Origin of the sequence: Sphingomonas sp. (genome assembly GCF_036677245.1) — a bacterium.
Taxonomy (GTDB): Bacteria; Pseudomonadota; Alphaproteobacteria; order Sphingomonadales; family Sphingomonadaceae; genus Allosphingosinicella.
In genome coordinates this window covers 1-23,921 of the sequence record NZ_JAKFCG010000047.1, presented here as the reverse complement: position 1 = coordinate 23,921, position 23,921 = coordinate 1, and the positions used below count along the sequence as shown (strand labels likewise).

Below are 23,921 nucleotides of genomic sequence, written 5' to 3'. Positions count from 1 at the left end.
GGATTGCCCCACTCCGGCCACTCGCCCGGTGTCAGCGGCAGGCTTTCGTCGAGCATCGTGTTGAGCACGTCGACGAATGGCACGTCCGCCACCATCGCGCCCCACAGCTCGGGATTGCTGTTGACCACCGCGCCCATCAATTCGCCGCCGGCCGATCCGCCGCGGATCGCGATCCTCCCCGGGGCGCCGAAGCCGGCGGCGACCAGCCCTTGGGCGGCATCGACGAAATCGTTGAAGCTGTTGGTGCGCTTGTCGAGCTTGCCGTCGAGGTACCAGCCGTAGCCGAGATCGTCGCCGCCCCGGATGTGCGCGATCGCGAACGCATAGCCGCGGTCGAGCAGGCTGAAACGCGCGGTCGAGAAGCTCGGCGGTATCGCCAGGCCGTAGGCGCCATAGCCGTAGAGGAACAATCTGCCGCTGCCGTCCTTCGGGAAATCGCGGCGATAGACGATCGAGACCGGCACCTGCCGGCCGTCGCGCGCCGGCAGCATCAGCCGCTCGCTGGCATAGAGGGTGGGATCATAGCCCGACGGGATCTCGGCGACCTTCAGCGTCTCGAGCCGGTCCTCGGCCGGATGATAATCATAGACGGTGGTCGGTGTGACCATCGAGGAATAGCCGAGGCGATAAGCGGCGGGCGCATATTCGTGGTTGGTGCCGAACCAGGCGCTGTAGCTCGGCTCCGCGAACGGAATGCGCCGCTCCGCGCCGTCGTAGCTGCGCAGCACCAGCTGGTCCAAGCCATCGACCCGCTGGGTGAGCGCGAGAAAATCGCGGAAGGCCCGGACGCCGCGTAGATAGATCCTGTCGGAGCCGGCGATCACCTCGGTCCATTCCCCAGGCCTGGCCGGATCGGCTTCGACGAGGCGGAAGTTGATATGTTCGTCGTTGGCGACGATCCACAGGCGGCCGTGGCTGGCGTCCGCCTCATATTGGATCAGCGGCCGGCGAGGAGCGATCAGCACCGGCTCGCGCTGCGGATCGCCGGCGGGAACGAAGCGCAGCTCGCTGCTGCTGTTGTCGCCGGTGGCGATGAAGATCAGGCTGCGGTCCTGCGAGCGCGAGACGCTGACCGTAAAGCCTTTGTCCTCGGTCTCCTCATAGAGGGTGATGTCGTTCGCCGGGTCGCTGCCGAGCCGGTGCAGCCGGGCGCGATAGCTGCGCCAATGCTCGTTGACCTCGGTGAAGACGATCGCGTCGCTGCCGCTCGTCCAGACGATGTTGCCGATGCCGACCTCGGTCACCAGCTCGAGATCCTTGCCCGAGGCGAGATCGCGGATGCGCAGCTTGAATCGTTCCGAGCCGTCGTCGTCGATCAGGCTCGCCGCGAGCCGCCCGTCGGGGCTGACCTGCAGCGCCTCGAGGTTGAAATAGTCCAGACCGGCGGCCTCGGCGACCTCGTCGAAGATGAGCTGATCGGCGCCGGCGTCCAGGGGGCCTTCGGCCGGGGCTAGGACCGGCCGGCGATACCAGCGGCGATATTGCGCGCCGGGTTCGAACGCCCACCAATAGACGAAATCGCCGTCCTTGGCCGGCACGCTCGCATCGTCGTCCTTGATGCGGCCCTTCATCTCCTCGAACAATGTCTCGACGAGCGGCTGGTGGGGCTTCATCGCGCTTTCGAAATAGGCGTTCTCGGCCTTGAGGTAGGCCAGCACGTCGGCATCGCCGACCTCCGGGTAAGCGGGATCGCGCAGCCAGTGATAAGGATCGTCGATGCGCGTGCCGTGATGCTCGATGCTGCGGGGGCGGGGCTCGGCGCGCGGTGCGGGAGGAAGCGGGCTCATGGTCTCTTTCGATGATGGCGGTCGTGGTCTATCGACCCCACATAGGGTGCAGTGGGAAATTTGCCCGAGGATAATCGAATGTCGAGCTACGAAGATCGTCTCACCGCCCTACGCGAGCAGCTGAAGCGCGACCGCCTCGATGGTTTCGTCGTGCCGCTGACCGACGAGCATATGAGCGAATATGTCGGCAGCTACGCCCAGCGCCTTGCCTGGCTGACCGGTTTTCAGGGATCGGCGGGCTCGGCGGTCGTGCTCCCCGAGGAAGCCGCGATCTTCACCGACGGCCGCTATACGCTGCAGGTGCGCGCGCAGGTCGACGGCCGCCACTGGAGCTTCCAGTCGGTGCCCGAGACGAGCATCGCCGATTGGCTCCAGGCGCACGCGCCGCAAGGCGGCCGCATCGGCTATGATCCGTGGCTGCACACCAGGGACTGGGTCGATCGGGCGCGCACCGCGCTCGCCGAAAAAGGCGCCGAACTGGTTCCTGTCGAGCGCAACCCGGTCGACGCCGTCTGGGAGGACCGGCCGGAGCCTTCGCCCGCCCGGCTGGTCGTCCACCCGGATGTCTATGCCGGCAAATCCTCCGCCGCCAAGCGCCAGGAAATGGCGGACTGGCTGAAGGCGCAGAAGGCCGACGCGGCGGTGCTGTCGGCGCTCGATTCGATCGCCTGGACGTTCAACGTGCGCGGCAAGGATGTCGAGCATACGCCGGTCGCGCTCGCCTTTGCGCTGGTGCATCAGGACGGCACCGCCGATCTGTTCGTCGCCGGCGAGAAATTGGGCGACGAGGTCCGCCAGCATCTCGGCAATGGCGTGCGCATCCACGAGCGCAGCGATTTCGAGCCTTATCTCAGGACGCTCGGCGGGCGCCGCATCGTCGTCGATCCGGAGCGTGCGGTGGCGGCGATCTTCGCGGCGCTCGATGGCGCCGGCGCGACGATCGTCACCAAGCGGGATCCGGCGGTGCTCCCCAAGGCGACCAAGAACGAAGCGGAGATCGCCGGCCACAAGGCCGCGCAGGCGCGCGACGGCGCGGCGGTGGCGCGTTTCCTGCACTGGCTGTCGGTCGAGGCGCCGCGCGGGGGACTCGACGAGATGAAGGCCTCGGACAAGCTCGAGCAGTTCCGCCGCGAGGGCGGCGATCTGCGCGACCTGAGCTTCCCGACGATCTCGGGCTCGGGTGCGAATGGCGCGATCGTCCATTATCGGGCGAGCGAGGAGACCAACCGGCCGATCGCGCCCGACAGCCTCTATCTGGTCGACAGCGGCGGCCAATATCCCGACGGCACCACCGACATCACCCGCACGGTCGCGATCGGCACGCCGAGCGCCGAGATGCGCGATCGCTTCACACGCGTGCTCAAGGGCCACATCGCGCTTGCCCGCGCGATCTTCCCGAGCGGCACGCGCGGCAGCCAGCTCGACGTGCTGGCGCGGCAATATCTGTGGCGTGCGGGGGTCGATTATGCCCATGGCACCGGCCACGGCGTCGGTTCCTATCTCGCGGTGCACGAGGGGCCGCAGCGGATCGCGACGTTCGGCGGCGGCGACGAGGCGCTGCGCGCGGGGATGATCATCTCGAACGAGCCCGGTTATTACAAGACCGGCGAATATGGCATCCGGATCGAGAATCTGGTGCTGGTGATCGCGCTCGATCTCCCCGGCGCCGAAAAGCCGATGCTCGGCTTCGAGACGCTCACTTATGCGCCGATCGACCGGACTTTGATCGATCTGGCGCTGCTGACCGACGAGGAACGCGGCTGGATCGACGATTATCACGCGCGCGTGAAGACGCTGATCGGGCCCCAGCTCGACGGCGAAGCCAAGGCGTGGCTCGAAGCGGCTTGCGCGCCGCTCGAGGCGCGATGAGGCGGCTGCTGGCGATCGTCGCGGTCGCGGCGCTGGCCTTGCTGCCCGGAAGCTCCGCGCGACGGCGTTGAACAGGGCTTGGCCGGCTAGAGCAATTCGTCGTCCGGACCGTCCGGCTCATCCTCGCGCTTCGGTCGAGGGGGCGTCTCTTCGCCCCGCGGCTGCGCCTTGCGGCGGCGAAGGTTGTCGCGCAACGCATCGGCCAGCCGCTTCGCCCGTTCGTCAGCCTTGGTCATGACCGGCGGATAGACATCGACGCGCCGGACCTGCAAGCCGCCTTGACAATCACGCCGCCGATTCCCCATAGCGCCGCGTCCCCGCACGCCCACATCGGCGGCAGAGGCGACGCTGCCGTAGCTCAGTGGTAGAGCGCATCCTTGGTAAGGCTGAGGTCGTGAGTTCAATCCTCACCGGCAGCACCATCGCTTCTTGTTGATATGACTCTGCTGTCGGCGGAGGCAATCGTTGCGAGGGCTTCCAGATAGTTGGATGCGTGGCTCACCCGCGCGCTGTCACGGCCGAGCCCTGCGCGATTGAGCACTTCCATCGGCTGTGCCTGAACGCCGGAAAGGATGACCTCGCAGCCAGAACCGTGCGCCTCATGCACGAACTCCTCCAGCGCTGTCGCCCCACTCGCATCCAGATAGGGAACCAGGCGCATTCGCAGCACGATGATCCTGGGCGGCTGGCCCATGCCGCGAAGGGTGCTGAGCAGCTCGCCTGCGACGCCGAAGAAGAACGGGCCGAGGATTTGGAAGACCTCGACACCGTCCGGTAAAGCTTCGCGTTGGTGAACATCCTCGGCGTCGGGATCCTGTTCATTCAGCATGGCACGACCGTTCACAACGCCGCCCGACTCGCTCATCTTGGCCATGAACATGAGCGACGCAAGGGTGACACCCACGCTGATCGCGACGGTGAGGTCCACGAAGACGGTGAGGCCGAAGGTAATCAGAAGAACCGCACGCTCGCTCATCGGCATCTTCAGGAGCGCGAAGAACCTCTTTGCCTCGCTCATGCCCCAGGCGACAACGAAGAGAATGGCAGCCAGTGCAGCCATTGGCACGTAACTCATCACATCGGTTGCAACCAGCATGAACAACAGGATGAAAACCGCGTGCATCATGCCTGCGACGGGGGAGCGGCCGCCGCTCTTCACATTGGTCGCGGTGCGGGCGATTGCTCCCGTGGCCGGCAGACCGCCGAACATGGCGCTTGCGACATTGGCTATGCCCTGGCCGATCAGCTCCTGGTTCGATCGGTGGCGAAAGCCCGTCATGCCGTCTGCAACGACGCAGGAGAGCAGGGCCTCGATTCCGGCGAGGAACGCGATCGTGAAAGCGGCGGGAAGCACCTCCTGGGCTTTCGCGAGGGAGAAGGCCGGGATGGTAGGCGCCGGGAGCCCGGTAGGCATGTCGGGAAAGCGAGAGCCGATCGTCTCGACCGGAAGCTTCAGCAGCGCCACGGCCGCTGCCGCGAAGACGACGGCGAAAAGGTAAGCCGGCAGCCGCGGACTGATGCGGCGGGTCGCAAGAATGACCAGCAGGGATGCTAGACCCACACCGGCGGTCTGCGGACTGACAGTGGCGATCGCGCCGAAATAGGCGTCCCACTTCTCGATGAACTCCGCAGGGACGGCAGGAATGGCTAGCCCGAGGAAATCCTTCACCTGGCTGGAGGCGATGATGACGGCAATCCCCGCCGTGAAACCGGTCACGACCGGGTGCGGGATGAACTTGATGATCTGTCCGAACCTCACCAGCCCGGCGACGATCAGGATGGCGCCTGCCATCAAAGTCGCGAGAACGAGACCGTCATAGCCATGGATCGCGATGACATTGAAGACGACAACCACGAACGCCCCGGTGGGGCCGCCTATCTGAACCCTCGAGCCTCCGAGGGCGGAGATAATCAAGCCCGCAACGACAGCGGTGATCAGCCCCTTGTCCGGCGATGCGCCGCTGGCGATCGCAAGCGCCATCGCGAGAGGAAGGGCAACGATCGCCACCGTGAGCCCCGCGATCGCGTCGGCTCGGAAGTCCGCTGAAGCATAACCACCTCGCAGCACGGTCCAGAGCTTCGGAACGAAGGCATGCGGCATCGCGGGGGAATTCAGCGGACTATCCTCTCGATTGAATCTGGCGTCGGAGGCGAGCCTAGAGCGCCGCTCGTTCCGTCACGGCGGGCTTCGAAGCGACGGTACCCTTCACGGCCGCTTCCTTGAGCCGGACGCCGCGCCCGGATCCGGTGCTGGGACTCCGTTCGCCGATAAGCTCGACCCCCGCGTTGTCGAGAGCCTCGATCACTTTCATCAGAGTGTCGATGATCCCTCGAACCTGCCCATCCGAGGCTTCCATTCGCTGGATGGTCGGGAGCGACAGGCCGGCAAGTTCAGCCAGCTGGCGCTGGTCGATGCCAAGCAGGGCGCGAGCGGCTCGGACCTGGGCGGAAGTGATCATGTTTACCTCTCAATCTAAGATGTATGAAACATCATTAGTCCGCTGCTGCGCATCTTCAAGTGGTAGATGGACTGCCCCGCTGCGCACGATCAGTGGGAGGCCAGCCGCTTTCGCGAGGATGTCTGGCGGGCTTTCAGATCGCGCAGGAGATACCCGATCTTTGCGGTCTCCTCCTCGGAATCCCGGATCACCTCGTCAAGCAAGGCGACTTCACTCGCCACGCCAGCTGCCTCGGCCACCGCATTGTGCTTCTCGACCAATGCCGCTCGGGCCAGATCCCCGCGCCCCAGGGACAGCGCGACTTCCGCTTTTTGCCTCCAGTTCTCCTCCCGGAACTTGGCCTCCGCCATACGGCGGCGCCACTCGTGACGATCGGCAAGACGGCCCGAGGCCAGGCCTCGAATCTCGACGAGCGCTCCCTCGAGTTCGGCGATCATGAGTCGGGAGATCTTTGCCGGGTCGTCTGAGCTCTGCAGGATCGCTTTCACGCGACGGATCGTGAAGTCCTGATCATCGCGGAACAAACGGGTCAATGGCTCGGCCCTTCCTGCGCGGCGGGATTCCGGTACGGCCTCTGCACTGATTTGAGCGCTTCATATTCCGCTGCGGCCCTCTCCATTCGAGCGCGCTGGGCAAGCCATTCTGCCGCGAAAGCTCGTGCGCGCTCCGAGGCCGTCATGCTCCCGGCATCTGTGGGCGCTTCGCTATCTTCGCCGCCGCCGCTCGCCATAGGCTGCTTCTGCTCGACATGCTTCACTTCGGTGCTCCTTCGATGGGCACGAGCGAGGGCGATTTGCTGATCCATGGCATGGAATCGACCCCCTTGCCGTCCAGTCGCTCGCTGATGTTTTATACATCAAAATATACTTAGAAGCCAAATTAATGATGTGATATATAGCACTAATCATGCAAGTACGGCAAGAAGTGATTTTTTTGAAGCTGCCAGGAGGGAGCGCTGAGGACGGGATGCGCCATCACGAAGCGAGTGCTGTGCTCGGTCGCGGGGGACCAGGGTGGCTGAGATGATAACCATGGTCGACAGGCTTTTCCGTAGAAATGATTCCAATCCCACGGGAGCCGATGGCAATAGTCTCGATTGCTTGCAGCCCTCGTCGTTGGTGCCGGCGATCTGGAGGGGGATGAGGGGCCGCTGCCCTCGCTGCGCCTGCACCAGATTGTTCAACGGCTTCCTCAAGCCGGTAAGCAGGTGTGTGGCCTGCGGCGAGGATTGGAACGCGCGGTCCTCCGACGACTTCCCACCCTATATCGTGATCCTGATGCTGGGCCACGTCATAGCGCCGGGAATGATCAGCCTCGAAACCATGGCTCACCCGCCCTTGTGGGTCCATCTCGTCATCTGGCTGCCACTGGTGGCGTTCCTCGCCGCGGTGTTCATCCAGCCCGCCAAGGGTGGCGTAATGGCGCTGCAGTGGTGGGTTGCGCACGGTGCTCACGCAACCGGTGCGACACATGATCCGGAGGAGGCGTCCACCCCTTCCCCGGAGCCTAGCTCCTCGGAATTGAACGGATGCTGATCTTCTGGGTCATCATCGTGTCTCTCTTGATGATGGGACTATTCATCGTCGCCACCATCGCCGGCGGACAAGCTCACGATCGCCGCAACAGAGAAGAAGCAGGGAAGGATGCCGAAACACGTAAGTGAGCATTTTCGGTTGAGGCCGGTTCAAGACGAAACCAACTCGCCGCTCTACGTTCTTGCATTCCGGACGCTTCGCTGAGACGAGTTCCAGGCGAAAATTCCGTGAAAAGCTCAATCCGTCACCGCACGATCTTACCCTCGGACAGACTGCGGTCGTGAGTTCAATCCTCACCGGCAGTACCATTTCCCGCTGATCGCGACGGGGACATAGATCTCGGATGCATGGCGCGCGGTCAAATCGATGATTTCCCCGATCCAAGCTTCCGCCTCGTCATCTGCGGGCGAGTTTGAGCACGGCCGCATCAGCCTTTCGCCATCAGCTATGAGGCTGAGGAAGAACACTTTTACTCGCCACCAAGAAGCGAGACTTCGCTGGATGAACAAGCACGAAACAGTGGCTACGCAATCACCTCAGCATAGCATAGGTTTAACAAAATATAGAAGCAGGGGAGGCACAGAAAATGCGGAAATTGGGGGGAATCCATTTAGCGTGTTCGGTGGCTTGGCTGGCAATGTTCGCGTCGGCACCGGGATTTGCACAGACGACAACACAAGCGCCCGCGCCGGCGCCCGCAGGCGATCAAGCGGCAGCACAGCCGCCCGCGATGCAGGGCGACATCGTGGTGACCGCGCAGCGGCGATCGGAGCGCGTCCAGGACGTCGGCATCTCGATCGCGACCTATAGCGGCGACGACCTCAAGGATCAGGGTGTGACGTTGAGCACCGATGTCGCCAAATTCACCCCCGGCGTGACGGTGTCCGGAACATTGGGCGGACAAGGTCTTCAATTCTCGATCCGCGGCGTCACCCAGAGCGACTTCAACGATGCGATCGAGGCGCCGGTCGCGGTCTATATCGACGATGCCTATGTTTCCTCGCAACAGGGCCAGGGCATGGCGTTGTTCGACATCCAGCGGGTCGAAGCGCTGAAAGGGCCGCAGGGGACGTTGTTCGGCCGCAACGCAACCGGCGGCCTCGTCCACTTCGTCGTCAACCAGCCGGTGCTCGGCGAGACGAGCGGCTATGTCGACGCGACCTACGGGCGTTTCAACAAGACGGTGCTCGAGGGCGCGATCAACCTGCCGCTCGGGCAAGTCGTGGCGCTGCGCGCGTCGGGCTTCTGGACGCGCAACGATTCGATCTGGAACAACGTCTTCCCGGCCGGTCTTGCGCCGGGCGCGCCGATCAACCTCGGCCCTGTCGGCGTGTCGCCCGCGGGAGAGGACCTCGGCGACGAAGATACCGTGGCGGGCCGCCTGCAGCTGCTTTGGGAGCCCTCGGCCGCGTGGCGGGTGAGGCTGACCGGATCCGCCTTCCGGCAGAATCTGTCGGAATCTCCCTGGGGCCTCACCGCACAGATCCCGGTCCTCGATGCCCAGAACAGGGTCGTCAACGGCATCTATGCATCGCCGACCGAGACGCGCGCGGCGATCGACGCGAACGGCAACAACTTCTTCAATCCGGCGGTGCTGCCCTTCCAGGGCTTCATGTTCAGCCCCAACAATGATGGGCACCGCGTGCCGGGAGCCAATTTCTTCGGCTATGTCCCGGTCGATATCGACGACCGGCTGATGTCTAAGGATTTCGCCAAGAGCGACCTCAATCGCTTCCGCGCCTATAATGGCGCGCTTCACGTCGACGGCTCGCTGGGCGCGGTCGACCTCGCGTCGGTCACGTCCTATTTCAAATATAAGAAGCACTTCCTGCTCGACGGCGAAGCCTCGCCGTTCAACGCCTTCTTGTTCGGCACGAAATCCGACACCGACACCTTTTCGCAGGAGCTGCGGCTGAGCGGGAGCTCGGGGGGCTTCACCTGGGTGACGGGTGCTTATTATCTCAGCATCGAAGCCAATGTGGCACAGGGCCTGCTTGGGCCGCGCGGCTCGGCGCTGGCGCTGATCTTCGGCATGCCTCTGACCGGCGTCGATCCGCTGAGCGTGTTCGAGCTCAAGACCCAGTCCGCCTCGGTGTTCGGCCAGGTGTCGTGGGAGTTCGTCCCGCGATGGACGATCGTCGTCGGCGGGCGGCTGATCCGCGAGCATCAGGAGTATCAGTTCGATTCCTTCGCCTCGGCGAATATCGACGATTATTCGGTCGATATCGGGCCGCCCTTGTTCCCGATCCAGCCGTCGTTCACCGACAAGAGGACCGATTGGCTCTGGGCGGGAAAGGCGCAGCTCGAGTTCCGGCCGAATGACGGGCTGATGCTCTATGCCGGCGTCAATCGCGGCGTGAAGGGCGGCAGCTACAACGGCAAATTGTTCGACGGCACCCCGCCGCTCGCCCCGGAGAACATCCCGTACGAGCCGGAGGTGCTCCTCTCCTTCGAAGGCGGCTTCAAGCTGACCGGTTTCGGCGGGCGCTACACGCTCAACGGCACCGTCTATCATTATGACTATACCGATTATCAGTCGTTCGTGTTCGCCGACATCTCGGGGTTCGTGCGCAACCAGAAGGCGCGGACCACCGGCGCCGAGCTCGAAGCGAGCCTGCGGGTCGGCGACGGCCTCCGCCTGAGCGCATCAGGGGCGATCACCGATGCCGAGGTGAAGGATTTGGAGGTCGCGCCTGGTGTCCCGCGCGACACTCGCCCCACCTATACGCCCAAATATTCGGCTTCCGGGCGCGTCAGCTACACTGTCCCGGGCAGGATTGCCGGCGGCGAGCTGCAGTTCGGCGGGGTGATCACCTACCAATCGAACTTCTATCACAACGCGCGCAATTTCGACGGCGACCTGTTCCCGGAGCGCACGGTGGTCGATCTCAACACCAATTGGGAGATGGAGAGCGGGCTGCGCCTCGCCGCCTATCTGAAGAACGTCTTCGACAAGAGGTACAGGACCGTGGGTCTCGATCTCGCCACGGCCTGCGGCTGCAATCTCGAAGCCTATGGCGAACCGCGCACCTGGGGCGTCACCATCGGCTACCGCTTCTAACCTAGAGTCTGACTCAGCTGACCTGAATCGATTGGAGATACGCAAGGTAGTTGAGTTGTGATTCAACCTGGTGGCCAAAGTTGGAGGCCGGCAGGGATGGCGAGAGCTTGGCACTGCGCGGTCGCAAGCTGGTCGCCCGTGCTCCGTTCGGCAAATGGCGCACGTTCCCACGCTCGCTCCCGGCGGCGTGGTCATCGTGGCGTGTATGCGAGCATCGCATGGACCCCAGCTTTCGCTGGGGTGACGGGGTAGGGGGCTCAAGGCGGCCGGTGGGCAGGAAGTGCGGTTGGTGGCGAAGGTCCTGCCCAATCCCGTCCTGCCAGCGCAGGCTGGCATCCAAGCGATCCTTGGGAAAGTCGCCGTCTTCGCCCGGGCTTCGCCACTGGCCAATCTTGGCAGTCACAAGGGTGCGGCCGTCCACAGGGCGATCCGCTCGGCTGGAGCCAAGCTGCTGTTCCTGCCGCCCTACTCGGCGCGGACGTTAGAGCGCGTCGCCCGACGCGTCGTCCCTATTCGGCGGCTGCCGTTCGCATTTGAGGCGATAGTCGAGCTGGCGGCGGGTGAGGCCAAGCAGGCGCGCCGCTTCGCTGATGTTGCCCGAGGCGCGGCGCATCGCCTCTTCGACGAGCGCCGCCTCATGCCGCGCGAGGGTCAGGTCGCCCGCCTGAGCCGCCGTCGCGGCCCCGTCGCTGCCGAGCGGCCGGACCTGGCCGTGCGGATCGACGAACGCATCGCTGGCGGCATGCGGCGCGGGATTGACGAACAAGGCCTCGCGATCGATCCGGCTTCCCGGCTGGGCGAGCAGGACGCCACGCTCGAGCACATTCTCTAGCTCGCGGATGTTGCCGGGCCATTGATAGGCCATCAGCGCCTGCATCGCCCGATCGGACACGCCGTGGACGCTCTTGCCGTAGCGTGCCGACAGACGCTCGATCAGCGCATCGACGAACAAAGGGATGTCGTCGCTGCGCTCGCGCAGCGGCGGGATCTCGATCGGATAGGGATTGAGCCGGTAGAAGAGATCGGCGCGGAAGCGTTTCTCGGCGACCGCTGAAGCGAGATCGGCGTTGGTCGCTGCGATCAGCCGCACGTCGACCTTGCGGACCTTGTCGCCGCCGAGCCGCTCGATCTCGCCGGTCTGGAGCACGCGCAGCAACTTGACCTGCGCCGCCAGCGGCATGTCGCCGATCTCGTCGAGGAACAAGGTGCCGCCGTCGGCGCGCTCGAACCGCCCCGCGCGCGACTTGTGGGCGCCGGTGTAGGCGCCGGCCTCGGCGCCGAACAGCTCGCTCTCGATCAGCTCGGGCGGGATCGCGCCGCAGTTGATCGCGACGAAAGGCTCCGCCCGGCGCGGGCCATTCTCATGCAGCCAGCGCGCGAACACCTCCTTGCCGACCCCCGTCTCACCGGTCAGCAAAACGGTGATCGGGCTTGCCGCAGCCTGGCGGAGGAGATTGAACGCAGTGAGGAATTTGGGCGAGCGGCCGATCAATGATCCCGGCTCGAGGTCGCGCCGCAGGAAGGCGCGGAGCTGGCCGATTTCCTCCGCCATCTCGCGCAGCTGGCCGGCGATGTCGTCGGGCGCGAACGCGCGCACGTGCGGATCGTCCTCGGGCAAGGTGTCGGCGGTATCGGCGACGATGTGGCAATGGGGATCGCCCTTGCTCCGGCACATCGTCTCGCGGAACACGATCGCGCGCCCCATGAACGCGCTGGTATAGCCCGAGGCATAGCCGAGCTGGTTCCAGCAGGTGCAGCGCTCGCCGATGCCGAACGCCGCGATATGGGCTTCGGCCTCCCAGCTGTCGAGCCAGCGGAATTCGCCGTGGAAGGTGCCGCGATCGAGGTCGAGCTCGCTGACCACCGTCTCGACCTTGACGACGCCTTCGAGGCTGTGAAGCCGCGGCCCGAGCAGGAACATGTCCTCGATCGGCCCGTCGCCGACCAGCTTGCGCGCCAGCTCGGCATCCTGCGCGCCGCTATCGTAGCCCATGCGTATCAGCAAAGCGCTGGCGCGCTCGACGCCCAGCGATTTGATCAGCTCGGTGCGCAACGCGCCGAGCGAACGCGCGTGCAGCAGCAGCATGCGCTGCTCGTCGAGCCAGACGGCGCCGCTTTCGGCGTCGAAGCGCAGCCGCGACCACAGATCGACCCGTTCGGAAGGATCGGCGATCCTCACTCTTCCATCCACATCCTCTAACCCCAGCGCGACGCTTCGTCCGCTTCGCCCGATGTTTATACGCGTTTCGGGTCAGATGCGCTTGAAAAGCGGACTCCGCACCTGCTGGGCGTCGGCGGCCGAGAAGAATTTCTCGGTGTAGATGTCGCGTTCGAACAGCCGCCCCTGCATCAGGGTCGCGACGCACGGCTCGATCATCGCCGGAGGGCCGCACAGATAGGCCTTGAGGCCGCGGAAGTCGCCGGCGAAGGCCTCTTTTGCGGCTTCGTGGACATAGCCCCTGTAGCCGTCCCAATCGGAGTCCGCCGGCTCGTCCGACAACGCCGGAACGTAGCGGAAATTGGCATGCGCCGCGGCGAGCGCGACGAAGTTTCCGTGATAATAGAGCTCGTCGCGGCAGCGCGCGCCGTAGACCAGGGTGATCGGCAGCGTCTCCTCGCGCGCGAGCAGGTCTAGGATCATCGAGCGCGGGCTCGACAGCCCCGATCCGCCGGCGAGGAACAGCATCGGCACGCGCGCCGACTGCCGCACGAAGAAGCGGCCATAAGGGCCCGACAGCCGCAGCCGATCGCCGACCTTGAGATGCTCGTGGATCCAGGTCGTGCCGACACCGCCGGGCACGATGCGGACGTTGAGCTCGACCGTGTCGCCCGATGCGGGTGCATTGGCGAGCGAGAAAGCCCGGCTGATTGCCGCTTCGCCGCCGATCTCCAGATTGACATATTGGCCGGCCTGGAAATGCATCGGCCGGTCGGTTTGGATGTGGATGCCGCGGATCGTCGGCGTGAGCGCATCGATGCGCGTGACCACGCCTTCGAAATCCTCGACCTTTATCCCTTCCGCGTCGGGATCCTCCTCGGTCTCGGCCTCGATCACCGTATCGCTTTCGAGGCGGGCGCAGCAGGCGAGCGCCTTGCCCTCGTCGCGCTCGAAATCCATCAGCGCGAAGGTCGAGGCTTCGCCGTGGTCGACCTCGCCGTCGGTCACCTGGACCTTGCAGGTCGCGCACAGGCCGTGGCAGCAGGCGTGCGGTAGCCAGATGCCGGCGCGAAGGCAGGCGTCGAGGATCGTCTGTCCCTCCTCGACCTCGACCGTCGCTCCGACCGGGTCGATCGTCAGCGTGTAGCTCATCAGATGCCGGCGCCGCCGATCCCGGTGAGACCCGGGGTCGTGAACCGCAGTGCGTCCTTATGGACGATGCCATTGGCCGCGATCGTCGCATCGAGATCCGGAACGAACGGTTCGCCGTTCCTGGTCCAGGTCGCCTTGGTCCAGTCGATCAGCGGCCAATCCGGATGCTGGCCGAACGCCCCCGCGAGCGGGCCCGCGAGGAAGTGAGCGAACGGCAGGTCGGGCGGCAGCGGCCAGGCGTAAGGCGAGGCGAACATCAAATGCCCGTCCCATCCGGCGTAGACCACGCGCGCGCCGTGGAACTGCTGCTCGGCGTCGGCGGGCTCGAATTCGTAAGCGCGGACGGCACGGACGGTCATCCTTGTCCTCCATTGTCTGCGATGTTGGTGCTGGCGAGGCCGCGCCAGAGCGCGAAATTGCCTTCATCGTCGGATCCGACATGCGCGCCGTTGTCGCGGCCATGGTCGATCCGCCAGAATGCCAGCGCTGCGGCGGCCGGGTCGAAGCCCTTCGCCGTCGGATCGGTGCCGGGCGCGAACGCATTGCCCTTGAACAGCTCATGGCCGATGATCACCGCCTGGATATATTTCTCCGGCTCGTCGTCGAAGATCGTTTGGCAATGGTCCGAGCAGAAATGATATTGCTCGTCCTTATAATGGCTGTGGCGCTGCGCGAGCGTCAGCGGGTCGCCCGGCTCGGTGAAGAACATCGGGATCTGGCAGACCTGGCATTGCATCGGCACGCCGGTCGCCTCGAACGGCGTGCCCTCGGCCTCGAGCTTCGCCCAATATTCGAAGCGCGGCCGATAGTATAAATCGAACGTGTCGGGATATTTGGCGGACAGCCAGTCCATGTCCTCGGCCGAGGGCAGCCAGGTGTGGAAATTGTTGGTGGCGCGGCCCTGGTAGAATTGGCACCAGGCCATGTGCGAGAGGTGATCGCGCTCCTTGCGGACCTGCTCGACGCACGGCGGCATGGTGATGCCGTAGCGGGCGAGGTCGCGGAACAAAGCGCCGCAATTCTCCTCGAAATAGATCTCCCACGCCTCGGCCCAGCTCATCACCCTTTTGGGCAGCATATAATCCTGCATCATTGCGACGAGGGTGAGCAGGCGCACGCCGCGCCACGTCCATTTGTCGAGCCATTTCTGGACGATGGGCACGTTCGCCGGATCCTGCTCGAGCACGAAGCGGACGACCTCGAGCCCGAGCGTCATGTGCCGTGCCTCGTCGGACTGGGCGGAAAAGCCGAAGGTCATCGCGCCCATGTCGCCATTATAGGCCGCGCCCGAGATGAACGGCACGAAGACGAGGTTGGTCAGGACATATTCGAACGCGAAGCCGATCGCGATGATGAACTCGAACGGCCCCGCGGTGGCGGCATCCTCGAAAAAGCTCTTCGGAACCTGGAGATAGGGCAGGTGATCATAATGGTGCCGGAATTCCGACATGCCGCTGTAATAGCGGTTGTAGTTGCTGATCGCGTGGATCTGGGTCTGGGCATGTCGCAGCTCGTCGAGCGACTGCATCATGCAAGCGACCCTCGGGCCGACGCCGCGGAACTGGCGGCCGATATGGGCGAAGCCGCGGTGCGACATATATTCGATCGGCGCGAGGCCGTTGACGAACAGCTTGACGGTGTTGATGTAGCGCGCGTCGCTGACGCTCAGATGGCCGTTGCTCTGCGCGAAGGCATCGACGATCGCATAGAGCTTGCGCTCCTTTTCGGCCTGATATTTCCAATAGCTGTCCATCGTCAGGCGGAACGGATCTTCCCACGCCTCCCAATCGTGGATCTTGATCCCCTCGAAGCTGTCCATCGGGAAGACGTCGTCGATCGCCTGGTAGCTCGGCTCCCAGCCCAATCCGCGCGTCATCAGCGTGTAGCGCTCCTTGAGCCCCAGCTTCTTCTTCGAAACCGCGATATCCATCGTCTTGTATCCTTTCGGTCGTCTCGTGCCGGCGGGCTCAGCGATCCCAGCTGATGGTCAGGCTGTCGTCGGTCTCGTCGACATGACCCGACAGCGAGATCATGTTGACGTGCAGCTCCTGCAGATCGAACTCGCGGCCCATCAGCTCCTCGACCGTCTCGCGGTGGACGCGCAACGTGCCCTTGGCGTGGATCCGCACCATTCCGGGCTGCTCGTCGAGCTTGGCATCCGGATTGTCGGCGATGATCGCCGAGACGATGTTGCGGGTCTCGTCATTGGCCTGAAGCACCAGGAACACGGTCGATTCCGCGCCGCTCATGGCTGCGCCGCTCATGCCGACGCCTCCGCCTTGGGCGCGAGCTTGGCAATGCGCCGGTCGAGCTGCTCGACCAGTTCCTCGAGCGCGGCCGGCGCGCGGCCGGCGAGCGCCAATTCGGCAAGCGGCAACAGGGCAGGGACGACCCGCGCTTTCCATTTGTCGGTCCAGCCGAGGATCAGCGCCTTGTTCGCCTCGCTCTCGGCAGCGGCGACCTTGACCTGCGCGTCGACCCATTTCGCAGTCTCTGCCGCCCATTCGCCCTGGAATTGCGTCAGCAGCGCCACGGCCGCGCCATCGGTCGAGGCCAAGGCATCGTCGATGATCGTTCCGTAGACGAGCGGGTAGAGCAGGCCATCGAGCACCAAAGCCTGCGCGACGAAGACCTCGAACCAGTCCTTCTCGACGAACAGATCCTCGATCACGCGGCGCAGCGACTGCCAGCGCGGCGCCTCCATCCAGGCGGCTTTGGCGGCATCGAGCGCCTCGGGGTCGCCGAGCAGCAGCCCCGCGCGGGTGATGAACTGGGCGACGCCGAGCTGGTCCATTGCGGCGAAAAGCGCAGGCTGGGTGATGCCGGCACCGAAGCCGTAGGCGGCGACGAAATCATGGTTCATGCTCGCGCCCCAGGCAACGTGGCGGAGCGGCAGCAGCAGGTCGAGCGCCAGTTGGCGGACCGGATCGGGAAGATATTCGGCGAGGCGCCGGCTCTCGACGAAGTCGAACGCGCTTTCGACCGCTTCCTGCTGCCGGGCGCGGGTCATGACGTAGCTGCCGTAATAATATTGGCGCGGGTCCTTGAACGCATACCAGTCGGCCATCGCGATCGCGGTGCGCCTTGTGTCGAAATAGTCGTGGTCGGGATCCCAGAGCGGCCGGTAATGCTGATTGGCCATCGTCTGGAGGTCCAATGTGCCCTCCTGATAGCGGGAGGCCGGCTTGTCCCCCCCGATCCGCCGCGCGACATGGGCGTAGGTCTGGCGCAGCGGTTTGATCGCGACGGTACGAAGATCCATTTGCATGAGTCTATTCTCCCTGTCCGGCGAGGACGCGGCTGAGGCGGGCGCTGAAATCTCCGTCGAGCACCGGCTGACCGGTGAGATCGACGACGGCGTTGGTGCGGCAGAAATCGTCGAATGCAGCCTCCGGCATGATCAGCTCGACGAAGACTTCGGGGGTGCCGATCGCGAAATCGAATTCGACGAGGCCATTGTCGCGGCGGCGCCTGACGCGGACGAACTTGGCGTGGAGCAATTCGCTCGCTTCGCTTCGGGATCGCCCCATATTCTGCTCCTCTCGCGCGCTCGCGGCGGTTCGACCGCTCGCCGGCACTGTCTGTGGAGCAATGTTCGTGCCAAGCGGGAAAGCGCGGTTTTGCGCCCTCGTCAGGGGTTGGCGCGTGACAAAATTGTCAAATGCCGCGGCGGCCTCGACATTTTTGTAAGGTCCCTGGCAACTCCGCACGCCCGACCATGCCGATCGGTGCGAAGCGCCGCGCGCCCTCAAGCCACCGGCGGCAGCCGGTCAAGGAACTTGTCGATCGTGATCGGATAGTCGCGCACGCGTACGCCCGCCGCATTGTAGATGGCGTTGGCGACCGCCGCGCTCACGCCGCAGATGCCGAGTTCGCCCACGCCTTTGGCTTTCATCGGCGATGACAGAGGGTCGGTCTCGTCGAGGAAGATCACATCCTGGTGCGGGATGTCGGCATGGACCGGCACCTCATAGCCGGCGAGATCATGATTGACGAAGAAGCCGAAGCGTTTGTCGACAGCGCATTCCTCCATGATCGCCGCGCCCACGCCCATCGTCATCGCGCCGATCATCTGGCTTCGCGCCGACTTGGGATTGAGGATCCGCCCGGCGGCGCACACCGCGAGCATGCGGCGGACGCGGATCTCGCCGGTATAGGCATCGACCGCCGCCTCGACGAAATGGGCGCCGAACGTCGACAGCTGGTGCTTTTTGGCGAGGTCGCCGAACTCGATACTGTCCTCGACGACGATTTCGCTGTCCCGCGCCGCCTCGGCAAGCGCGAAGCTGCGAGCACCGTCGCGGACGCGGCCCTCGTCGAATATTGCGGCAGCAGGGTCCAGGGTGAGCCGCTGCGCGACCGCCTCACGCAGCTTGACGCATGCCGCATAGACACCGGAGGTGGAGCTGTTTGCACCGAACTGGCCGCCCGAGCCCGATGAGACCGGGAAGGTCGAATCGCCGAGCCGAACCACGACCTTCTCGAGCGGCACCCCCATCATCTCGGCGGCGGTCTGGGCGATGATCGTGTAGCTGCCGGTGCCGATGTCGGTCATGTCGGTCTCGACGGTCACTGTGCCGGCGCCATCGAGCCGGACACGCGCGCCCGACCTGATCACCGGATTGTTGCGAAACGCGGAGGCGACGCCGATCCCGACGAGCCAGCGCCCGTCGCGGACCTGGGCGGGGCGCGGGTTGCGCCGCTGCCAACCGAAACGGTCGGCGCCGATGCGCAGACACTCGACGAGCTGCCGCTGCGAGAAGCGCCGGTTGGGATCCCTCGGATCGACCTGCGTGTCGTTGATGATGCGGAACTCGACCGGGTCCATGCCGAGCTTCTCGGCCATCTCGTCCATAGCCACCTCGAGCGCCATCATGCCGGGCACTTCGCCCGGCGCGCGCATCGCATTGCCCTCGGGCAGGTCCAACACGGCGAGCCGCATCGCGATCAGGCGGTTCGCGCCCGCGTAGAGCAGCCTCGTCTGCGCGACCGCCGTTTCCGGCCTGCCGCCGGGCAGATTGCCCGACCAGCTTTCGTGCGCGATGGCAGTGAGCTTTCCGTCACGTGCGGCGCCGAGCCGGATGCGCTGGATCGTCGCCGGGCGATGGACGGTGTTGTTCATGATCTGCGGGCGGGCCAGCGCGACCTTGACCGGCCGCCCCGCCGCGCGAGCGCCGAGCGCGGCCAGCACGGCGTCGCTCCGGACCCGCAGCTTCGCGCCGAACCCGCCGCCGATATAGGGCGAGATGATCCGGATCTTCTCCTGCGGGATCAGCAAAGTGTCACTAAGGTCCCGCCTGGCCCAATTGATCATCTGGTTCGACGTCCAGAGCGTGAGCGCATCGCCTTCCCACGCGGCGATCGTCGCATAGGGCTCCATCATCGCGTGGCTCTGGTCGGGCGTGCTGTAGCGCGCGTCGATCGTCACCGGCGCAGCCGCGAACGCGGTCTCGAAATTCCCGACCCGCTCCTCCGCCGGCGCGGCGCTGCCTTCGCCGCTGCTGCCGCCGACCAAAGGGGCGGTCGCGAGCTGGTCGGCGAGGACGAAGCGGCCCTTGTCGCGAACGTAATCGATGCGGATCAGCTTGGCTGCGGCGCGCGCCTGCTCGAACGTCTCGGCGACGACCAATGCCACCGCCTGGTCATAATGCTCGATCTCGGGGCCGGCGAGCTGCGTGGCATTGTGGTTTTTCGACTTGCCGAGCTTGCCGGCATTGGCCGCAGTGACGATCGCCAGCACGCCCGGCGCGGCCCTCGCGTCGACGACATCGATGCGTGCGATCCGGCCCTTCGCGATCGCCGATCCGACGACATGCCCATAGGCCTGATTGGCCACGACGTCGTGACGCTCATAGGCATAGGGTGCGGTGCCGGTGGTCTTGAGCGGGCCCTCGATCCGGTCGGTGGCTTTGCCGACGACCTTGAGGCGGTCGATCGGATTGGTGCCGGCGGGCGTATCAAATTTCATCGATCAGGCCCTCGCTTCGGCCAGGACCGCGGCGAGCGTACGCTCGACCAGCGGAAGCTTGAACGCATTGTCGGGGGTGGGCCGCGCGCCGGCAAGCAGCCGCGCTGCGACCGGTTTCACCCCGCGCGGCATTTCCGCTTCGGCCGCTTCGACCCGCCACGGCTTGTGCGCGACGCCGCCGACCGCGACTCTTGCTGCGCCGTTTCGCTGCACGACAGCCGCGACCGACACCAAGGCGAAGGCGTAGGAGGCGCGGTCGCGCACCTTACGGTAAATTTGCGTGCCGCCGATCGGCCGAGGCAATGTCACCGACGTGATCAGCTCGCCAGGCTCGAGCGCGGTCTCGATATGCGGAGTGGTGCCGGGCAGCCGGTGAAATTCGGCGATCGGGATCGCGCGGGTCGCGCCGTCGGCCTTGACCGTCTCCACCGTGGCGTCGAGCGCGCGCATCGCAACCGCCATGTCGCTGGGGTGGGTGGCGATGCAGGCGTCGCTGACGCCGATCACGCCGAGCTGGCGGCTGAAGCCGCCGATCGCCGCGCAGCCGCTTCCCGGCTCGCGTTTGTTGCAGGGCTGGTTGGTGTCGTAGAAATAAGGGCAGCGCGTGCGCTGGAGGAGGTTGCCCGCGGTGGTCGCCTTGTTGCGCAGCTGGCCGCTCGCGCCCGCAAGCAAGGCGCGGGACAACACGCCATAATCGCGTCGCACGCGCTGGTTGGCGGCAAGATCGGTGTTGCGCACCAGGGCGCCGACGCGCAGCCCGCCGTCGGAGGTGCGTTCGATCTTGTCGAGGCCGAGGGTGTTGACGTCGACGAGATGCAGCGGCGCTTCGATCTGGAGCTTCATCAGATCGAGCAGATTGGTGCCGCCGGCGATGAATTTCGCGCCCGGGGTGCGCGCGACGGCCGCCGCCGCCTGGGCCGGCGAGCTGGCGCGCTCGTAAGTGAAGGGCTTCATGCGCGCGCCCCCGCCACTTTCGTCGCGGCTATCTCACTCATGGCATCGATGATGTTGGAATAAGCGCCGCAGCGGCAGATGTTGCCGCTCATCCGCTCGCGCATCTCGGCCTCGCTCACCCGCGGTTTGCTGGTCAGATCGGCGGTGACGTGGCTTGGGATATTCGCCTTGATCTCCTCGAGCACGGCGACGGCCGAGCAGATCTGCCCGGGCGTGCAATAGCCGCACTGATAGCCGTCATGCTTGATGAATGCGGCTTGCATCGGGTGCAGATTGTCGGGCGTGCCGAGCCCCTCGACGGTGGTGATGCGATCCCCCTCGTGCATCACCGCGAGCGTCAGGCACGAGTTGATCCGGCGTCCGTCGACGATGACGGTGCAGGCGCCGCACTGGCCCTGGTCGCATCCTTTCTTGGTCCCGGTGAGGTGGAGATGCTCGCGCAGAGCATCGAGCAAGCTGGTGCGCGTATCGAGCTCGAGCCGGTGCTGCTTGCCATTCACCTCGAACGAGACATTTGCCATCGCCGGCATCGCTGCGGGCCCCGGTTGCGCACGCGTGACCTGCGCGTCCGCCTGGGGAACGGCGGTTACCGCCACCGACGCCGCGCTTCCGAGAAGAAGGCCGCGCCGGGTTACCTTGAGGTGGTCGGTGTCCTCCATCGAGCGCTCCGATATTGTGTTCCTGTCCAGCGATAACTGGTGCGCCGCTGCTTGTCATCGCCTTGTGTCGGCACTTCCGCGATGTGGGTGCTGCGCTGGCGGAGGTGAGGCGAAGGCTGCTTCAGCACGAGCGCCGCTCGTGTCGCGGGAAGAGGCCGATACGCGGCTCAGGCCGGCGAGAGCTCGCGCGGTGTCTCGAGATGCAGGTAGCGAGCATTGAAGTCGCCAAGCTCGCGCAGGCGGTGCCAATCGAGGACCTTGAGCGAGCGGGTCGACAGGCTGATCAGCCCGTCGCGTCGCAGCGCCTGGAGCACACGGTTGGTGTGAACCGAGGTGAGCCCGGTCGCATCGGCCAATTGCTCTTGGGTGAGCGGCAGGATGAAACTCTGGTCCTGCGCGAGGCCGGCGGCGCCGAGCCGCACCGCAATCTCGCACAGCAGATGGGCGATGCGGGTCACCGAATCGCGCCGGCCGACATTGACGACCCATTCGCGGAAGATCGACGAATCGATCATCGTGTCGTGCCACATCGCCCTGCCGACCGCGGGCCTGGCCGCGGCGAGCGCGAGCAGCGCCGCCTGGGGAACGAACGCCACTGTGGCGCGGCTCAACGTCTGGACATTATGGTCGGCGGTGCCGAGCAGGCAGTTCTGCAGGTCGACGAACTCGCCGCTAACGTGCAGCGACAGGATCTGCCGCGCGCCTGCCCGGACCAGCTTGTGACGATAAGCGAAGCCCGACAGAAGCAGGCAGCAATTGTTCGAAGCCTCGCCCTCGCGCACGACATAGCTGTCGCGCTCGAGCAGCCGCTCGCTGTGCGGCAGGCTCCGAATGGCGGCGCAGTCGGCATCGTCCAGCTGAAATCGTTGCGTCCACCGCTCGACCAGCGGCGCGAAAACATGCTCTTCCGACAAGACGATCTTTCAAGGAAATTGGAGCGCGACCCGAGGATGGGTGCCCTTAATTGACGCGATTCCCGCCGAATTTCCTCGATGTAGGTTAAATCGCCTCAATAACTACGGCCGATCCGCGCGGTCGCCGGCGAACAGTGCCCTTCGCCGGCGATGCGCCGGCGATTGACGAGGATGGCGATCCGCCGCAGGAGCGGGGCGATGCGTTTCTTCTCCGACAATGCGGCTGCCGTCTGTCCCGAGGTGATGCACGCTCTCGCCCAAGCCAATCGGGTCGACACCGCTTACGACGGCGATCAGCTCAGCGCCGCGCTCGACGCCGCATTTTCGACTTTGTTCGAGACCGAGGTCGAAGCGCTCTGGGTGTCGACCGGCACGGCCGCGAACGCGCTCGCGCTTGCGGCCTTGTGCCCGCCCTATGGCAGCATTGTCTGCCACGGCGGCGCGCACATCCAGAACGACGAATGCGGCGCGCCCGAATTCTACACCCATGGCGCGAAGCTCCTGCTCTGCGAAGGGCGCGGCGCGAAGGTGACTCCGCAGACGGTGCAGGACCTGCTCGCGACCGTGCGCGACGACGTCCATCAGGCCCAGCCGGCCGCGCTGTCGATCACCAACGCGACCGAATATGGCCTGGTCTATACGCCCCGCGAGGTGGCGGCGCTCGGGGAATTGTGCCGCAGCCGTGGGCTCGGGCTTCACATGGACGGTGCCCGTTTCGCCAATGCGGTGGCGCGGCTCGGCTGCTCGCCCGCCGATCTCACCTGGCGCGCCGGGGTCGACGCACTGAGCTTCGGCTTCGTCAAGAACGGCGGCATGTCGGCCGAGGCTTTGATCTTCTTCGATCGCAGCCATGCCGCGGCGACCCGCTTCCGCCGCAAGCGCGCCGGCCATCTCCTGTCGAAGGGCCGTTTTCTCGCTGCGCAATTGCTTGCGCTGCTCAACGACGGCGTCTGGCTGCGCAACGCCAAGGCGGCCAATGACGCGGCGGCGCGGATCGCGGCGGCGGCCGGCGAGCGGCTGATCCACCCGGTCGAGGCCAACGAGATCTTTCTCCGGCTGTCGGCCGGGGAGGCGCGCACGTTGCGCGCCAAAGGTTTCGACTTTTACGATTGGGGTCCGGGCGAGGCGCGGCTGGTCACGAGCTGGGACCAGGACAAGGCCGACGTGGACGCGTTGGCGGCGGCGATCGGCACGCTGTGAGCCCAGAGCAATCCTATCTCCAGCCGCGGATCCTCGTCCCGTTCGTGGTGATGACCCTGATCTGGGGTTCGACCTGGCTGGTCATCACCGGCCAGCTCGGCAGCGTGCCCGCGGTCTGGTCGATCAGCTATCGCTTCGCGATCGGGGCGGCGGCGATGTTCGCTTATGCCGCGCTCACCGGCATGCCGACCGCGATCGGGCGCCA

Annotated in this window: 21 protein-coding genes, 1 tRNA gene and 1 pseudogene; 7 read left to right on the top strand and 16 right to left on the bottom strand. The window is 65.3% G+C overall.

Annotated features, from left to right (window positions below):
* Positions 1-1,787: S9 family peptidase (locus tag V6M48_RS05015; RefSeq protein WP_332811430.1), on the bottom strand; the 1,787-nt coding region annotated here is incomplete at its 3' end.
* Positions 1,788-1,865: 78 nt separating this feature from the next.
* Here V6M48_RS05015 and V6M48_RS05010 point away from each other — a divergent pair.
* On the top strand, positions 1,866-3,656 hold the full coding sequence (locus V6M48_RS05010; protein WP_332811429.1) for an aminopeptidase P family protein: 1,791 nt from the start codon (positions 1,866-1,868) through the stop codon (positions 3,654-3,656).
* Positions 3,657-3,742: 86 nt separating this feature from the next.
* Here the strand turns inward: V6M48_RS05010 and V6M48_RS05005 are convergent, their stop codons facing one another.
* On the bottom strand, positions 3,743-3,892 hold the full coding sequence (locus V6M48_RS05005; RefSeq protein ID WP_332811428.1) for a hypothetical protein: 150 nt from the start codon (positions 3,890-3,892) through the stop codon (positions 3,743-3,745).
* A 111-nt stretch (positions 3,893-4,003) separates the two neighbouring features.
* On the opposite strand from V6M48_RS05005, the gene V6M48_RS05000 reads away from it, so the two are divergent.
* Positions 4,004-4,078, top strand: a tRNA-Thr gene (locus V6M48_RS05000).
* Here V6M48_RS05000 and V6M48_RS04995 read toward each other — a convergent pair.
* The 3 genes from V6M48_RS04995 to V6M48_RS04985 form a co-directional block, all read right to left on the bottom strand.
* Positions 4,057-5,757, bottom strand: a complete 1,701-nt coding sequence (locus V6M48_RS04995) for a SulP family inorganic anion transporter (protein WP_332811427.1) — start codon at positions 5,755-5,757, stop codon at positions 4,057-4,059. The genes V6M48_RS05000 and V6M48_RS04995 overlap by 22 nt on opposite strands.
* A 55-nt stretch (positions 5,758-5,812) precedes the next feature.
* Positions 5,813-6,115 carry a helix-turn-helix domain-containing protein gene (locus V6M48_RS04990; protein ID WP_332811426.1) on the bottom strand — a complete coding sequence of 101 codons (303 nt, stop codon included), beginning with the start codon at positions 6,113-6,115 and terminating at the stop codon, positions 5,813-5,815.
* Positions 6,116-6,204: 89 nt separating this feature from the next.
* The gene (locus V6M48_RS04985; RefSeq protein ID WP_332811425.1) at positions 6,205-6,648 is read right to left on the bottom strand and encodes a PspA/IM30 family protein; all 444 of its coding nucleotides are present in this window, start codon (positions 6,646-6,648) and stop codon (positions 6,205-6,207) included.
* 606 nt (positions 6,649-7,254) lie between these two features.
* Here V6M48_RS04985 and V6M48_RS04980 point away from each other — a divergent pair.
* From V6M48_RS04980 to V6M48_RS04970, 3 genes are all read left to right on the top strand, one after another.
* The gene (locus V6M48_RS04980) at positions 7,255-7,650 is read left to right on the top strand and encodes a DUF983 domain-containing protein (RefSeq protein WP_332811424.1); all 396 of its coding nucleotides are present in this window, start codon (positions 7,255-7,257) and stop codon (positions 7,648-7,650) included.
* Positions 7,644-7,778, top strand: a complete 135-nt coding sequence (locus V6M48_RS04975; RefSeq protein WP_332811423.1) for a hypothetical protein — start codon at positions 7,644-7,646, stop codon at positions 7,776-7,778. Before V6M48_RS04980 ends, V6M48_RS04975 begins: the two co-directional genes overlap by 7 nt.
* 602 nt (positions 7,779-8,380) lie before the next feature.
* On the top strand, positions 8,381-10,711 hold the full coding sequence (locus tag V6M48_RS04970) for a TonB-dependent receptor (RefSeq protein ID WP_332811422.1): 2,331 nt from the start codon (positions 8,381-8,383) through the stop codon (positions 10,709-10,711).
* Between the two features lie 481 nt (positions 10,712-11,192).
* Here the strand turns inward: V6M48_RS04970 and V6M48_RS04965 are convergent, their stop codons facing one another.
* The 11 genes from V6M48_RS04965 to V6M48_RS04915 form a co-directional block, all read right to left on the bottom strand.
* Positions 11,193-12,890 carry a sigma 54-interacting transcriptional regulator gene (locus V6M48_RS04965; RefSeq protein ID WP_332811421.1) on the bottom strand — a complete coding sequence of 566 codons (1,698 nt, stop codon included), beginning with the start codon at positions 12,888-12,890 and terminating at the stop codon, positions 11,193-11,195.
* A 72-nt stretch (positions 12,891-12,962) separates the two neighbouring features.
* A complete protein-coding gene (locus tag V6M48_RS04960; RefSeq protein WP_332811420.1) occupies positions 12,963-14,021 on the bottom strand; it encodes an NADH:ubiquinone reductase (Na(+)-transporting) subunit F in 1,059 nt (352 codons plus the stop codon).
* Entirely contained in the window at positions 14,021-14,380 is a 360-nt protein-coding gene (locus tag V6M48_RS04955) for a phenol hydroxylase subunit P4 (RefSeq protein ID WP_332811419.1), read from the bottom strand. The genes V6M48_RS04960 and V6M48_RS04955 overlap by 1 nt, the downstream gene beginning before the upstream one ends.
* Positions 14,377-15,951: a YHS domain-containing protein gene (locus tag V6M48_RS04950; protein ID WP_332811418.1), complete on the bottom strand. Its 1,575-nt coding sequence runs from the start codon at positions 15,949-15,951 to the stop codon at positions 14,377-14,379. The genes V6M48_RS04955 and V6M48_RS04950 overlap by 4 nt, the downstream gene beginning before the upstream one ends.
* Positions 15,952-15,988: 37 nt before the next feature.
* On the bottom strand, positions 15,989-16,285 hold the full coding sequence (locus V6M48_RS04945) for an MmoB/DmpM family protein (protein ID WP_332811417.1): 297 nt from the start codon (positions 16,283-16,285) through the stop codon (positions 15,989-15,991).
* A complete protein-coding gene (locus tag V6M48_RS04940) occupies positions 16,282-17,283 on the bottom strand; it encodes a phenol hydroxylase (RefSeq protein ID WP_332811416.1) in 1,002 nt (333 codons plus the stop codon). Before V6M48_RS04940 ends, V6M48_RS04945 begins: the two co-directional genes overlap by 4 nt.
* A gap of 10 nt (positions 17,284-17,293) precedes the next feature.
* Positions 17,294-17,551 (bottom strand): phenol hydroxylase subunit, encoded by a 258-nt coding sequence (locus V6M48_RS04935; protein WP_332811415.1) that lies wholly within the window; start codon positions 17,549-17,551, stop codon positions 17,294-17,296.
* Positions 17,552-17,769: 218 nt separating this feature from the next.
* Positions 17,770-19,989, bottom strand: a complete 2,220-nt coding sequence (gene paoC, locus V6M48_RS04930) for an aldehyde oxidoreductase molybdenum-binding subunit PaoC (protein WP_332811414.1) — start codon at positions 19,987-19,989, stop codon at positions 17,770-17,772.
* Between the two features lie 3 nt (positions 19,990-19,992).
* The gene (locus V6M48_RS04925) at positions 19,993-20,943 is read right to left on the bottom strand and encodes an FAD binding domain-containing protein (protein WP_332811413.1); all 951 of its coding nucleotides are present in this window, start codon (positions 20,941-20,943) and stop codon (positions 19,993-19,995) included.
* Positions 20,940-21,602 (bottom strand): aldehyde dehydrogenase iron-sulfur subunit PaoA, encoded by a 663-nt coding sequence (gene paoA, locus V6M48_RS04920; RefSeq protein ID WP_332811412.1) that lies wholly within the window; start codon positions 21,600-21,602, stop codon positions 20,940-20,942. Before paoA ends, V6M48_RS04925 begins: the two co-directional genes overlap by 4 nt.
* A 167-nt stretch (positions 21,603-21,769) precedes the next feature.
* Positions 21,770-22,516: a Crp/Fnr family transcriptional regulator gene (locus tag V6M48_RS04915; RefSeq protein WP_332811411.1), complete on the bottom strand. Its 747-nt coding sequence runs from the start codon at positions 22,514-22,516 to the stop codon at positions 21,770-21,772.
* Positions 22,517-22,714: 198 nt separating this feature from the next.
* Here V6M48_RS04915 and V6M48_RS04910 point away from each other — a divergent pair, with 198 nt between their 5' ends.
* Positions 22,715-23,716 (top strand): threonine aldolase family protein, encoded by a 1,002-nt coding sequence (locus tag V6M48_RS04910; protein WP_332811410.1) that lies wholly within the window; start codon positions 22,715-22,717, stop codon positions 23,714-23,716.
* Positions 23,713-23,921, top strand: a pseudogene (locus V6M48_RS04905) (EamA family transporter); the annotation flags it as partial. The gene V6M48_RS04910 and the pseudogene V6M48_RS04905, both read left to right, overlap by 4 nt.

What these genes read in the sequence shown, in the direction of transcription:
- V6M48_RS05005 (WP_332811428.1), bottom strand. Translation starts at nt 3,892, where the DNA reads ATGACCAAGGCTGACGAACGGGCGAAGCGGCTGGCCGATGCGTTGCGC.
- V6M48_RS04925 (WP_332811413.1), bottom strand. Translation starts at nt 20,943, where the DNA reads ATGAAGCCCTTCACTTACGAGCGCGCCAGCTCGCCGGCCCAGGCGGCG.
- V6M48_RS04995 (WP_332811427.1), bottom strand. Translation starts at nt 5,757, where the DNA reads ATGCCGCATGCCTTCGTTCCGAAGCTCTGGACCGTGCTGCGAGGTGGT.
- V6M48_RS04955 (WP_332811419.1), bottom strand. Translation starts at nt 14,380, where the DNA reads ATGACCGTCCGTGCCGTCCGCGCTTACGAATTCGAGCCCGCCGACGCC.
- paoA (WP_332811412.1), bottom strand. Translation starts at nt 21,602, where the DNA reads ATGGAGGACACCGACCACCTCAAGGTAACCCGGCGCGGCCTTCTTCTC.
- paoC (WP_332811414.1), bottom strand. Translation starts at nt 19,989, where the DNA reads ATGAAATTTGATACGCCCGCCGGCACCAATCCGATCGACCGCCTCAAG.
- V6M48_RS04960 (WP_332811420.1), bottom strand. Translation starts at nt 14,021, where the DNA reads ATGAGCTACACGCTGACGATCGACCCGGTCGGAGCGACGGTCGAGGTC.
- V6M48_RS04950 (WP_332811418.1), bottom strand. Translation starts at nt 15,951, where the DNA reads ATGGATATCGCGGTTTCGAAGAAGAAGCTGGGGCTCAAGGAGCGCTAC.
- V6M48_RS04945 (WP_332811417.1), bottom strand. Translation starts at nt 16,285, where the DNA reads ATGAGCGGCGCAGCCATGAGCGGCGCGGAATCGACCGTGTTCCTGGTG.
- V6M48_RS04990 (WP_332811426.1), bottom strand. Translation starts at nt 6,115, where the DNA reads ATGATCACTTCCGCCCAGGTCCGAGCCGCTCGCGCCCTGCTTGGCATC.
- V6M48_RS04980 (WP_332811424.1), top strand. Translation starts at nt 7,255, where the DNA reads ATGAGGGGCCGCTGCCCTCGCTGCGCCTGCACCAGATTGTTCAACGGC.
- V6M48_RS05010 (WP_332811429.1), top strand. Translation starts at nt 1,866, where the DNA reads ATGTCGAGCTACGAAGATCGTCTCACCGCCCTACGCGAGCAGCTGAAG.
- V6M48_RS04935 (WP_332811415.1), bottom strand. Translation starts at nt 17,551, where the DNA reads ATGGGGCGATCCCGAAGCGAAGCGAGCGAATTGCTCCACGCCAAGTTC.
- V6M48_RS04970 (WP_332811422.1), top strand. Translation starts at nt 8,381, where the DNA reads ATGCAGGGCGACATCGTGGTGACCGCGCAGCGGCGATCGGAGCGCGTC.
- V6M48_RS04940 (WP_332811416.1), bottom strand. Translation starts at nt 17,283, where the DNA reads ATGGATCTTCGTACCGTCGCGATCAAACCGCTGCGCCAGACCTACGCC.
- V6M48_RS04910 (WP_332811410.1), top strand. Translation starts at nt 22,715, where the DNA reads ATGCGTTTCTTCTCCGACAATGCGGCTGCCGTCTGTCCCGAGGTGATG.
- V6M48_RS04975 (WP_332811423.1), top strand. Translation starts at nt 7,644, where the DNA reads ATGCTGATCTTCTGGGTCATCATCGTGTCTCTCTTGATGATGGGACTA.